This window comes from Pseudoalteromonas sp. APC 3250 (assembly GCF_030407915.1).
GTDB lineage: Bacteria > Pseudomonadota > Gammaproteobacteria > Enterobacterales > Alteromonadaceae > Pseudoalteromonas > Pseudoalteromonas tetraodonis.
This window is the reverse complement of record NZ_JASDCM010000001.1, coordinates 193357-206453: the sequence shown is the minus strand read 5'-3', so window position 1 is coordinate 206453 and position 13097 is coordinate 193357. Positions and strand designations below refer to the sequence as shown.

The window sequence follows — 13097 nt, the reverse complement described above, 5'->3', positions numbered from 1 at the left end:
ATTTAAAGCCGCCGTTTCATTCTTGATTCTGCGGCTTTTTTAATTCAATAACGCCACTTATCTAAATTACTTGCGCTTGGCTTTTTTTTATAACAAAGTGACAGCGTTGTCATTTGTAGTCATGCAAATTATTAAATAGGAGCCAAAATGACAAGGTATAAAGCGCTTGATGCTATGCGAGGGTTAACCATCGCATTAATGATACTGGTAAATACACCGGGTTCGTGGTCCCACGTGTATGCCCCTTTACTTCATGCCGATTGGCATGGGTGTACACCAACGGATGTAATTTTTCCGTTTTTCATGTTTATTATTGGCTCTGCGATGTTTTTTTCATTTAAAAAAACCAACAGCACAGCTAATGCAAGCCAAGTGTTACGGCTGATAAAACGAGGAGCAATTATTTTTGCTATTGGCTTAGCGTTAAATATGTATCCCTTTACCACGAGCATTGAAAACTTAAGAATACTGGGCGTATTACAGCGAATAGGCATTGCCTATATTTTAGCGTCTATCTGTGTATTGTTACTCAACAGGCGAGGGGTGATCAGCTTATCGGTTGTTATTTTAATTGCATATTGGTTACTGCTTTTAAGTGTTGGTCCTAATAATGCGTATACACTAGAGAATAACTTAGTTAGAACGGTTGATATAGCGGTATTAGGTGAATCGCATTTGTGGCAAGGTAAAGGATTAGCGTTTGATCCAGAAGGGCTTTTGAGCACCTTACCAAGTGTAGTAAGTGTTTTATTTGGCTTTGAGGTTACCCGTTTACTTACCAGCTCTAGCAGTCAATGGACAAGTATTAAGCGTTTGTTGGTCATTGGGGTTGTTGGTATCGCTTTAGGGCAATTAGGCTCGCTGATTATGCCAATTAATAAATCGCTTTGGACCAGCACCTTTGTTATTTACACCTCAGGGATTGCCTGTATTGTACTGGCCTTTTTTGTGTGGCTTTGCGACATAGTAAAACCCGAACGTCTTGTTAATCCATTAATTGTATATGGCTCGAATCCGTTGTTTATTTATGTGTTATCGGGTGTGTGGGTACTGAGCTATTCACTGGTTAATATTGGCGAGCTAAACTTGGGGGATTGGATGTATGAGCAACTCGCTTTAGTTATGAGTGCTAAATTGGCATCGTTCACCTTTGCTTTATTACATGTTATTGGCTTTTGGTTAATTTCAAATATGCTTTATAAGCGAAAGATATTTATAAAGATTTAGGACAATAAAAAACCAACCCTTAGGTTGGTTTTTTTATTTAACGTTACAAAGCGTGGCTTAGTACGTTGCGCTGCCTTTAGTACGAGGGAATGCAATTACATCACGTACGTTACCCATACCGGTAACATAAGCAACTAAGCGCTCAAACCCTAAACCAAAGCCAGAGTGTGGCACGCTACCGTATTTACGTAGGTCGCGGTACCAGCTGTAGTCTTCTTTATTTAAGCCCATTTCGTCAAGGCGTGCATCTAATACATCAAGACGCTCTTCACGTTGTGAACCACCAATGATCTCACCAATGCCAGGTGCTACTACGTCCATAGCCGCAACAGTTTTGCCGTCTTCGTTTTGACGCATGTAAAATGCTTTAATATCGCGCGGGTAGTTTTTAATAACAACCGGTGCTTTAAAGTGTTCTTCTGCTAGGTAACGCTCGTGCTCAGACTGTAAATCTACACCCCATTCAACAGCGTACTCAAATTTCTTGCCACACGCTTTTAGAATCTCTACAGCGTCTGTGTAATCAACTTGTGCGAAGTCTTTTTCAACAAATTCTTCTAAACGGCTAATGGCTGTTTTTTCGATACGTTGAGCAAAAAACTCCATGTCGTCACGGCGTTCTTCAAGTACAGCTTTAAACACGTACTTAAGCATGTTTTCAGCCAATTTTGCGATATCTTCTAAATCAGCAAACGCAACTTCTGGCTCTACCATCCAAAATTCAGCTAAGTGGCGAGATGTATTTGAATTCTCTGCACGGAACGTAGGACCAAAGGTGTAAATTTTTGACATAGCAGATGCATATGTTTCACCGTTTAGCTGGCCAGATACCGTTAGGAATGCTTCTTTACCAAAAAAGTCTTCGCTGTAGTCAATTTCGCCTTTATCTGTCATTGGTAGGTTTTGCATATCAAGGGTTGATACGCGGAACATTTCACCCGCACCTTCACAGTCACTGGCTGTGATGATTGGTGTACTGATCCAGTAAAAGCCTTGCTCATGATAAAAACGATGAATCGCTTGTGCTAAGCAGTTACGTACACGCGTTACTGCGCCAATCATGTTGGTGCGCGGGCGAAGGTGAGCGTGCTCACGTAAATACTCAATGCTGTGGCGCTTAGCCGACATTGGGTAAGTATCTGGATTTTCAACCCAACCTAACACAGTCACTGAGTTAGCTTGAATTTCGAAAGATTGCCCTTGTCCTGCTGATTGTACTAATACACCGGTAACCGACACAGAACAGCCTGCTGTTAAGCTTGTAACTTCATCATAATTATTCAGTGAATTAGGAACTACCGCTTGAATAGGATCAAAACACGAACCGTCATGAACGGCTAAAAATGATATTCCTGCTTTTGAATCGCGGCGTGTACGGATCCAGCCTTTAATGGTTACTTGGCTGTCTACCGCAACATTGCCTTTTAATAGCTCTGAAATCGCTAAATGGCTCATCTTCACTCCAATGATATAAGTTGCCTAACTATATAAATTAATTGTGCGTTACTCATGCATTTATGTATGTAAGGTCACTGCACTTGAACCTTGTATAATACCTAGTAAAGTAAAATAAAAAAACTGTTGTGGGCAACTCTTTAAAAGTTTTTAGTCATGCGCGGTTTTTTTAACCAGTTTTTAGTGTTAAATGGCCACTATTACCATTTGTTACTCTGAAAATTCATCAATTTGTGGCATTATTAGTAAACAAACCAAATTTACGTTTACCATTAATAAAAAATGGATGCTATGAAACAAGTTTTTATTTTACGAGGACTGCCAGGCAGTGGTAAGTCATATTATGCGCAAAATCTCGCTGACGAATTATCGGGCGCAGATGAAAGCAATTATTTTATTTGCTCAACAGATGATTACTTTGTAAACGAGCAGGGTGAATATCATTTCGATAAGTTTAAATTATCGCAATATCATAACCTAAACCTAGCACGTTTTATTAACGCGTTAGCACAAGGTATTGAACTGGTTATTGTTGATAACACTAACATTAAAAAATGGGAATTCATTGCCTATTCGCAAGCAGCGATAGCTTTAGGGTATCAAGTAAAAGAAGTGATTGTTGGTGAAGTAAAAGACAAATCAATGCAGCACTTATATGCCAAGCGCAACAGCCATAACATACCGCTTAAAACCATTAGTAAAATGGCCTACATGTTTGAGTGGTAATTATTAAATGTTAGCTAATACGTCTATATCAGCGTGGGTAATGGCATCTAAATGTGCGGTGATTTTTTCACTGCTCCAATCCCACCATGCAATCGCTAAAAGTTGATTGATAGTTGTTTCATTAAAACGCTTTTTTATTACTTTTGCAGGATTACCGCCTACAATGCTATAGGCAGGTACATCATTGGTTACCACAGATTTACTCGCTATGATGGCGCCGCTGCCAATTTTTACCCCCGGCATAATAGTGGCGTTGTAACCAATCCATACATCATTACCTATTTCAGTATTGCCCTTGAAAGGTAAGTCACCTTGTTGAGGAGCAGACTGTTCCCAACCGTTGCCAAATATAAAAAATGGATAAGTAGAAAAGCCGGAGGTTTGATGGTTAGCCCCATTCATTATAAAAGTAACGTCTTTAGCTATGGCGCAAAACTTACCAATAATGAGACGGTCTCCGATAAAATCGAAATGGTAGAGCACATTTTTTTCAAAATGTTCAGGCCCATCAGGGTCGTCGTAATACGTGTAATCACCTACTTCTATATTAGGTGACTTAATAAAGTTTTTTAAATAACCTACTTGAGGAAAACCGTCCATAGGTGATGGATTGTTTGGATTTGGTCCGTTCATGGTTTCCTCTCAAGTAAGATAAATAGGCTACTAGCTTTTAAATGCCGCTAGGGGATGAGATGTACTGAGCGAAACATGTACCTTGTCACCTGGGTGTACAACCACCTCATGGCTTACTCGGCTAGTTACCACGGTTTCGCATGCAAGTTTAACCGCGCATAAACGGCTACCGCCTTCAAAGCGTACCCAAATTACTTCACCATTATTACCAATACTGCTTTGTACTAATAATACATCATCTGGACGAAGCAAAACTTCTACCTCACCAGTGTCACAATCAACGCCGTTTGCAGGTACATTACCAATATCGGTAAGCGCTTGGCCGTTATTTAGGGTTCCTTTTATAAAGCTGGCTTCACCTAAAAAGCGGGCCACAAAGCGGTTGTTTGGGGTACTAAAACACTGCTCTGGGGTGTCAATTTGTTGTATTTTACCGCCTTTTAAAACACCCACACGATCGCCCACCGAAAGCGCTTCTTCTTGATCGTGCGTTACCCAAATTGCCGGTACACCAGCTTCTTTTAATGCGTTGCGGATATCCCAACGCAACATATCTTTTAAGGCAGCATCAAGGTTAGATAACGGCTCATCAAGTAATACAAAGTCAGGTTGGTGGGCAAGGGTACGCGCTAATGCTACGCGTTGCTTTTGCCCGCCTGACAGTGTGGCTGGTTTTTTATGCCTAAATGCATCTAAACCAAGAAGTTTTAACCAGTGATCGGCAGGGCTGCTGTCTTTAAGTTTAAAACATACGTTTTGTTCAACTGTTAAATGAGGGAACAACGCAAAGTCTTGAAACACCATACCTACGCTGCGTTTTTCAGGCGCCACAGTATGCTTTGGTGTCGCTGTCCATTTAGCCACTTTAATTTCACCCTCGCTAATCGGTAAAAGCCCCGCTAACGCTTGTAAAATAGTACTTTTTCCGCAACCTGTTGGACCAACAAGCATTAATATTTCGCTTTCACCTAAGGTGAAATTTAAATCGCTAACAACACGATTACTGCCATAATCTATAGACAACTGACTTACAGATAGCATTTTTTATAAATCCTTAATGTTCAAACTGGTTGCGTTTTTCGCCAGACATCATAATAGCTAAAGCACCCGCAGAAATCACCACCAACAATAAGCCAGGAATAGCGGCACGGCCAAAATAACCGGCTTCGTAAACACGCCATAAGTAGGTAGATAGCGTTTCAAAGCCGGTGGGGCCTAATAAAAGTGTGGCTTCTAATTCGCGCATTGACTCTAAAAAGACCAAGGCGCCACCTGCAATAATACCACGCATAGTTAGGGGTAAAGTAATTCGCGTAAAAGCTTCGCGCGGGCTTGCCCCTAATACCCGTGCTGATTTTACCAAACTTGGGTCAAGATGCTCGGTGCTGGTACGCACAGAACCTACCGCAAGTGGTAAAAAACGTAGCATATAAGCAATAATCAATAAGCCCAGCGTTTGATATAAAAAGGGTAGTTGTAAGCCGCCATACACAAGCGCTGTGCCCATAACAATACCCGGAATACCAAAACCAAAGTAAGTAACACGTTCCATTACTTTACCAACCTTACCACTTAAAGCCGCATGGGCAACTGGAATGGCAACAATAACTGTAACAATAGCGGCAATGGCTGAAGCGTAAGTTGAATGCCAGGCAATACTAAAATCAAACGAGCTAAAGCCATCACGCACTAACCACAAAGTAAATACTGCCAAAGGTAGGCCAATAGCGAGTAATAAAATAGGCGCAAAGGTGGCAAACATAGCGCCTAGTTGCCATTTTTTAGGGAATAAAATAAGCGAACGACCTTGACGCTCTGAGGCGGTTTTTATTTGTGATTCAATCATTAATAAAAAGCCAACAATCACCATCAGTTGCAGTGACAACATAGCCGCACGGCTTAAGGCAAAGGCATTGTATTCCACATAAATAACACGGGTAAACGTATCTAAGCGCATCATTGCGGGGGTACCAAAGTCAGATAAGGTATACAGCGCAACCAATAATGACCCTGCAGCAATGCCATTTATTACGCGGGGTAAAATAACTTTAAATACGCTTTGCGTCATCGACATACCCAGTGTGCGAGCAGCGTTGACCATACTGGCATCTAAACTAAGTAAAGACGAACGGGTAGTCATCATAACAAACGGAAAAGTATACAAGGTCATGACAATGGCGGCTCCCGTTAAGCCATACATAGAAGGGGTTTCAAAACCAAGTAAGTTATTTATTTCACCGCCGGGACCAAATGCAGCATAAAGCGTAAAAGCGCCAATGTAACTGGGAATAGCAAGCGGGGCTGCAAACACCACCAGCCAAAACTTTTTAAACGGTAACTGCACATAGGCGCTAATGAATGCCAAGGGCACACCAATTAAAATTGAACCTAATACAGTTAATCCCATTAACGACAGGGTATTGCCTAAAATAGTTAAATTATGGCTATCAAAAAAAGAGCTTGCGTCAGAGGCAAGCGTAATTAAAACAAAAATAGGAGTCAGGGTCACTAGCGCTGCAAGCAGCGCCATTGGGTAAGATGTAGGTATTCGCATTATAAAACGCCGCTGCTGCGCATTAAATCTATAGTTGGGCGTAAATCAGCCAACTGGGTTAAATCAATTTTAGGTGGCGAAATACTGGTTAACTTAGGCAATCCATCGGGTTGAGTAATGCCATTAACCAGTGGGATTTCATAGGCTTCGCTTGCTAAATAATTTTGCACTTCAATGCTAAGTAAATAGCGCATAAAGTTGATTGCCAGTGGGTCTTCAGATAACGATAAAATACCTGAAGCGTTAACTAAACAGCCAGCATCATTTTGCGTAAAGGCTAAATCAAGTTTTGCATCTGGCTTACCTGATTTTAAGCGCAGCGTGTAGTAATGATTAGCAAAACCAATGTCTACTTCACCACGTTCAACGCCCATTACCACACCGAGTTCACCTGCGTAGGTTTTAGAACGTTTTTTAACTTTTTTGAGCCACTTAGCCGTTTTATCATCACCTTCTAAAAGTCGCATAGCGGTAATAAACGATTGAAAAGAAGCATAAGCAGGCGCCCAACCAATACTTAAATCACTGTCGGCAATGTCCATAATGCTTGTTGGAATTTGCTCTTTGGTTAAACGCTCAGTATTAAAAGGCAAAGTACGTATACGACCAGTAACAGGTGCCCATTCATCGTATCTAAATTGTGGCTGTAATTGCGCTGATAAATCACTGGGCATGGGCTTGGCAAGGCCGGCATCGGTAACTAAACCAATTGCCCCAGAGTCGACTGCCCAAAATAAGTCGGCACGTTTAACCCCTGCATTTGCTTCGGCAACAATGGTGTTGGCAAGCGCTGCGGTAGGGCCGCGACGAATGGCAAGGTCAAGATCAGGGTTCTTTTTTTGAATGGCTTGTAATACGTTTTCGTATAAGCCACCTTCACCACGGCCTAAATAAAGCGTCAATGCACCTTTTAATTTAGGTAATGTATCAACAGACACGGGGTTTGCAATAGCAATATCAGCGGCAAAAGCGCGTGAAAGCGATAGCGGTAAAGCACCCGCTACCCCTAACGCAGCTAAGCCTTGAATAAAGGTTCTGCGTTTCACTTAAAATACATCCTTACGTGCTTTTTCTGCTTTTTCAATCAGCGTTTGAGCGCGGCTTAGTTTGGTTTGCATATCAACAACCACATCACGAACTTCATCAACACTTTTATTATTAGAAATTGCTTGTGGAAGTGTTACGTTAAAGTCTTTTTCTAGAACTTCTACTAACTTAGCGTCTTGTTCAATTAGTGTACCTTCAACACCTTCAAATAAATGTAGGTAAGTATCGTGCACTATGTTGGTGGCTTCATCGCTTAAACGTTCTGCGTATTTAGCGACCACTCGGTCTAATTTGTGTTTAATTTCGTCAATGGTCGCACTTTGCGTCATTTCTTTGGTTGCTGTTGCTTTAACGCTATCTAATAACCCTTTTTGTTGAAACTTAGCCGCCAATTTAACTGCGCCTAATCCTTGCCATAGGGCATTGTTCATTGCTTGTTGTTGTTTGCGTACTTCTAGCGCTGGTTTTTTATTATCGATAGCCATTTTTATGCCATACAAACCTTGCCAAATAGAGGCATAGACAGGCACGTAATTAGTTTCTATTGCGCTGTGGAATTTAACTGATTCCCAGTACTCAACCAAATCATCACTATTGACTGCTTTTGCGCCTTTTTTCTCGTAATCGCTTACCATGGTATCGACTTTAGAGATCATCCATTCAACGTCTTCATTGTAAGTTTTTAAATTAGCTTGAAGGTGATTAACATGCTCACCAATAGGGCCATTAGCAAGTGCCGGTTGTGCAAAAATCGCAGAGGCGAGTAAAAAACTTGCACTTAATGTCTTGGCAGGCTTAAGTAATATTTTCATAGCAAGTGAGTCCATAAATGTTATTGTAAATGATAGGCATTATCATATCCCTAAAGATCACTCAGATCAACACACTAAATGACAGGTCAGGGCTAAAAATACCAATGTTTTGGGACGAATAGGCAGCAAACTAATTATTTGCATAAATTTTAACGTAACCCTTAATAATAGTTAACCTATCTATACGTAATGTTTACCTTTTATGGCGTTATAAATAGCATCACATAAAGCGCGAATACTGTTTTTGTCACTTATATACGGTGGCATTAGATAAATTAGCTTACCAAAGGGGCGTATCCATACTCCTTGAGATACAAAATAAGCCTGAATTTTAGCGACATCAATGCTACCAGCCTCTTCTGTAAGCTCTACTACGCCAATAGCTCCTAAAGTACGTACATTCGCTACGGCGCTGAGCGCTTGGCATTTATGCAGCTGCTGTAATTGAGTATTTATTTCGCTGATACAGTGTTGCCAGTTTTGGCTTAGTAATAAATCAATACTGGCGCAAGCAACAGCGCAGGCCAGCGGATTTCCCATAAATGTAGGCCCGTGCATCAAAACCCCAGCTTCTCCTTCGCTGATTCCTGTGGCTATTTTGTCGCTAGTTATGGTTGCTGCAAGGGTCATTGCGCCACCAGTCAGCGCTTTACCTATACACAGTATATCGGGCTCTATATTGGCATGCTCTACAGCAAACAATTTGCCGGTGCGGCCAAATCCGGTGGCAATTTCATCGCAAATAAGCAGCACATCGTATTGAGTGCAGAGCTTACGCACACAGGCTAAATACTCAGGATGATAAAAATTCATCCCCCCGGCGTTTTGCACTATAGGTTCAATAATAAAGGCGGCGACTTGCTGGTGGTGCTTTAAAAAATAGCTTTCGAGTTCATCGGCCTCAGCTTGATTAAACGCACTATTAAATTGGCTAATAGGGGCAGGCACAAAAATATGCTCAGGCAAAAAACCTGCGTACAAACTATGCATAGAATTAATAGGATCGCACACACTCATCGCTGCAAACGTATCGCCATGGTAGCCTTTAAACGGGGTCATTAATTTTTGTTTTGTTGTAACCCCTTGGCTTAACCAATATTGCAGCGCCATTTTTATAGCTACTTCCACACTTACTGAGCCACTGTCGGCTAAAAACACCTTTGTTAATCCCTCTGGCGTTATCGCTACCAGCTTTTTACAGAGCTCTACTGCCGGCTGGTGGGTTATGCCACCAAACATTACATGGCTCATTTTATCTATCTGGGCGTGCATCGCTTCATTTAAAACCGGATGGTTATAGCCGTGAATAGCACTCCACCATGAGGCCATACCGTCAATAAGTTGTTCGCCCGTTTCTAAGTGAATAAGGTTGTGACTTGCATGCGTTACGGGGTAAACCGGAATAGGTTGAGTCATTGAGGTGTAGGGGTGCCAAATGTGCTGACGATCAAAACTAAGGTCTATTGTTTGTTTATTAATCATATGTAAACTTTAACTAGGTGAGCTTCGTTGACAATGGTACGGCAATACGTATTCTAAGCCAATAACACCAAGAGCAAAAAATAAAAGAGAGTATTATGGAGCAAGCACCTGTTCGACACGATTGGACCCACAGTGAGGTAAAAGCCTTATTTGAAATGCCATTTAACGATTTATTGTTTAAAGCCGCCTCTGTGCATCGCGCTAATTTTAATCCAAACGAAGTACAAATTTCTACGTTGTTATCTATTAAAACCGGTGCCTGCCCAGAAGACTGTAAATATTGCCCGCAATCGGGTCATTACAAAACTGATTTAGAACGCGAACGCCTAATAGAAGTTGAAAAGGTGGTAGAGCAAGCGCGGTTAGCAAAACAAAAAGGCGCTACCCGTTTTTGTATGGGGGCTGCATGGTCAGATCCAAAAGACAGAGACATGCCATACATTTCGCAAATGGTAAAAGAAGTAAAAGCCCTTGGCCTTGAAACCTGTATGACTTTAGGCATGTTAAATAACGAAAAAGCCCATGAACTGCGCAGTGCAGGGCTTGATTACTATAACCACAACCTCGACACTTCACCTGAATACTATGAGCAAATTATATCAACTCGTACCTTTCAAGACCGCCTTGATACTATAGGCAATGTGCGAGACGCTGGTATGAAAGTATGCTCCGGCGGTATTGTCGGTATGGGTGAGCAAGCAAGCGACCGCTATGGCTTATTAATGCAGTTGGCTAATTTACCCCAGCAGCCCGAAAGCGTGCCAATTAATATGCTAGTAAAGGTAAAAGGGACACCGCTTGAAAACGTTGATGACTTAGACCAGTTTGAGTTTATTCGTACCATTGCCACAGCACGTATTATGATGCCCCATAGCTACGTACGTTTATCAGCAGGGCGCACAGCAATGAACGAACAAATGCAGTCAATGTGCTTTTTTGCCGGTGCTAACTCTATATTTTATGGTGATAAACTTCTTACTACCGAAAACCCAGAAGCCGATGCCGACATGCAATTAATTAAAAAGCTCGGGATGAACCCAGAAACACGCCACGATTATTCAGATGAAGCCGTTGCTGCGTCTTTGTCATCGCAAGTGGCCGATAAAGCAACCTCAGAATTGTTTTACGAAGCATAAAGGGCTCAGTACTATGGTAATGGTTTAAAGTATTGCGTTGAAGGTTAAAGCATTTATGTCATTTGAATTTATAAACACCCATTTAGATGAACGCAAAGCACAGCAGCTCTTGCGTAAACGCTATGTAGTACAAAGCGCAACGGCGCGTACTATTACGGTTAAAGATAAAACCTACCTTAACTTTGCGAGTAACGATTATTTAGGGTTTGGCGATTCGCCGGTGGAGTTAACCAGTGCGCCATTACTCGGTAGCCACAGTTCAGCATTAGTGACGGGTTATCAACAACCACAGCAAGCGCTTGAGCAAGCTTTATGTAGTGCTTTGGGTTATGAAGCAGGCATGTTGTTTAATTCGGGCTTTAGCGCAAATAGCAGTGTGATTAAAGCCTTGTTTCAAGATAAAGCGACAGCGCAACACAGTGCGATTTTTCAAGATAAACTCAATCACGCCAGTTTAATTGATGGCGCATTACACGCCAACGCCGCGTTAATACGCTTTAACCATAACGATATAAACCATTTACGTTCACGGCTAGAAAAATCAAAAGCGCGCAATAAGCTCATTGTGTCTGAAGGTGTGTTCTCCATGGATGGTGATACCGCGCCAATTAAAGCGCTATTTGCCTTAGCAAAGCAGCATAACGCGTGGTTAATGATAGACGATGCCCATGGTTTTGGTGTTTTAGGAAAATCGGGGCTTGGCAGTTGTGAAGCCTTAATTGCAGCCGACACCTTGCCCGATATTTTAGTGATCACCTTTGGTAAAGCGGTTGCTAGTAGTGGGGCGTGCGTATTAGGTTCGCAGCATTTTATAGATTACATGCTGCAGTTTAATCGTGATTATACCTACTCAACCGCTATGTCGCCGTTTATTGCCTCTCATACTTTGGCGCGTATTAAAAGCATAAGAGACGCCAACGACAGGCGAGCTAAATTAAACGCTAATATTGCGCTGTTTAAATGCTTAGCAAAAGAGCAGCACATTGCGCTAATGGACTCTAACACCGCGATTCAGCCAATTGTTTTAGGCTGCGCCGAGCAAACGTTAAAAGCCAGTGAGCAACTAAAGCAGCAGGGCATTTGGCTAACGGCTATTCGCCCGCCAACTGTTTTACACAATACCTCGCGTTTGCGTATTACCTTAAGTGCAGCCCACACCCATGACGATATAAAACAACTCGTTGGTAGCTTACAAAAGGTCATTTCATGATAAGCCCGCAGGCAATTAAAACTAAGCCACTTAGCCCTACAACTGTGTGTTTAGCTGCTCAGGTTTTAAAAAAAACAACAGCGCATAACTTTTCAAAGGCAGCAAACAGTTACAGCCAGCATGCCAATGTGCAAAAACAAGCGGCAAATGATTTATTTAAACTCATTAGTGCAAACCCTAATAAGCTCTGTGTTGACCTAGGCGCAGGGCCGCTTGTTAATACTCAGGCTTTAAGGACATTATTTGGCCAAGTTGTTGCCATAGATTTAAGTTTTAACATGCTAAAAAGTAGTGATTTAAACACCCCAAAACTGTGCGCCGACATGGATAATTTACCGCTGCAAGCTAGCAGTATTGACGTGCTATTTAGTAATTTTGCGCTGCAGTGGTCTGCTAATTTAGAAGCCTTAATGCACTCGCTTTACCAAGCATTAAAACCAGGCGGGCAAGCCTATATTAGTACGGTTGTTGCAGGGTCATTAAACGAGATCAAAACCGCCTTTGCAGTGCTTGATTCACATAATCATATTAATCAGTTTGCAAGCCATAATAGTATAAACCAATCGGTCGAAAAGGCCGGGTTTAAGATCAACGCATCAAAAAAAGTCATTTATACCGATCAGCACAGCAGTGCATTAGCGGCTATAAAATCGATTAAAGCCATTGGTGCCACCACACAAAATCATGCAACAAGTCGTCGTGGTTTATTAACCAAATCAGCGCTGCAAAAAGTATGTGATGCCTATCCGATTATAAACAATAAAGCCCATGTATCTTACCATGTGGTATTGTTATCATTAGAAAAAGCCCAGTAA

General features: G+C 41.7%; 12 protein-coding genes. 5 read left to right on the top strand and 7 right to left on the bottom strand.

Annotation, left to right across the window (positions count from 1 at the left end; translation table 11 throughout):
* The first annotated feature begins 147 nt into the window (after positions 1–147).
* The gene (locus tag QL986_RS00950) at positions 148–1227 is read left to right on the top strand and encodes a heparan-alpha-glucosaminide N-acetyltransferase domain-containing protein (protein ID WP_016900370.1); all 1080 of its coding nucleotides are present in this window, start codon (positions 148–150) and stop codon (positions 1225–1227) included.
* Between the two features lie 57 nt (positions 1228–1284).
* Here QL986_RS00950 and asnS read toward each other — a convergent pair whose 3' ends face one another.
* Positions 1285–2682: an asparagine--tRNA ligase gene (gene asnS, locus QL986_RS00945; protein ID WP_013464983.1), complete on the bottom strand. Its 1398-nt coding sequence runs from the start codon at positions 2680–2682 to the stop codon at positions 1285–1287.
* A gap of 291 nt (positions 2683–2973) precedes the next feature.
* On the opposite strand from asnS, the gene QL986_RS00940 reads away from it, so the two are divergent.
* On the top strand, positions 2974–3408 hold the full coding sequence (locus QL986_RS00940) for an ATP-binding protein (RefSeq protein ID WP_013464982.1): 435 nt from the start codon (positions 2974–2976) through the stop codon (positions 3406–3408).
* A gap of 3 nt (positions 3409–3411) precedes the next feature.
* Here the strand turns inward: QL986_RS00940 and QL986_RS00935 are convergent, their stop codons facing one another.
* The 6 genes from QL986_RS00935 to bioA form a co-directional block, all read right to left on the bottom strand.
* The gene (locus tag QL986_RS00935; protein WP_013464981.1) at positions 3412–4041 is read right to left on the bottom strand and encodes a Vat family streptogramin A O-acetyltransferase; all 630 of its coding nucleotides are present in this window, start codon (positions 4039–4041) and stop codon (positions 3412–3414) included.
* 30 nt (positions 4042–4071) lie between these two features.
* Positions 4072–5082 (bottom strand): ABC transporter ATP-binding protein, encoded by a 1011-nt coding sequence (locus QL986_RS00930; RefSeq protein ID WP_213608202.1) that lies wholly within the window; start codon positions 5080–5082, stop codon positions 4072–4074.
* A 13-nt stretch (positions 5083–5095) separates the two neighbouring features.
* Positions 5096–6595, bottom strand: a complete 1500-nt coding sequence (locus QL986_RS00925; RefSeq protein WP_076921319.1) for an iron ABC transporter permease — start codon at positions 6593–6595, stop codon at positions 5096–5098.
* A complete protein-coding gene (locus QL986_RS00920) occupies positions 6595–7641 on the bottom strand; it encodes an extracellular solute-binding protein (protein ID WP_016900366.1) in 1047 nt (348 codons plus the stop codon). The genes QL986_RS00925 and QL986_RS00920 overlap by 1 nt, the downstream gene beginning before the upstream one ends.
* Entirely contained in the window at positions 7642–8454 is an 813-nt protein-coding gene (locus QL986_RS00915) for a hypothetical protein (RefSeq protein WP_028835208.1), read from the bottom strand.
* 180 nt (positions 8455–8634) lie between these two features.
* Positions 8635–9936, bottom strand: coding sequence for an adenosylmethionine--8-amino-7-oxononanoate transaminase (bioA, locus tag QL986_RS00910; RefSeq protein ID WP_290191000.1), 1302 nt, complete (start codon positions 9934–9936; stop codon positions 8635–8637).
* A 95-nt stretch (positions 9937–10031) separates the two neighbouring features.
* Here bioA and bioB point away from each other — a divergent pair, with 95 nt between their 5' ends.
* The 3 genes from bioB to QL986_RS00895 are packed head-to-tail and all read left to right on the top strand — an operon-like array spanning position 10032 to position 13097.
* The gene (gene bioB / locus QL986_RS00905) at positions 10032–11072 is read left to right on the top strand and encodes a biotin synthase BioB (protein WP_016900363.1); all 1041 of its coding nucleotides are present in this window, start codon (positions 10032–10034) and stop codon (positions 11070–11072) included.
* A gap of 55 nt (positions 11073–11127) precedes the next feature.
* Complete coding sequence (locus tag QL986_RS00900) at positions 11128–12282, top strand: 8-amino-7-oxononanoate synthase (RefSeq protein WP_016900362.1); 1155 nt, start codon at positions 11128–11130, stop codon at positions 12280–12282.
* Positions 12279–13097, top strand: a complete 819-nt coding sequence (locus QL986_RS00895) for a methyltransferase domain-containing protein (protein ID WP_016900361.1) — start codon at positions 12279–12281, stop codon at positions 13095–13097. Before QL986_RS00900 ends, QL986_RS00895 begins: the two co-directional genes overlap by 4 nt.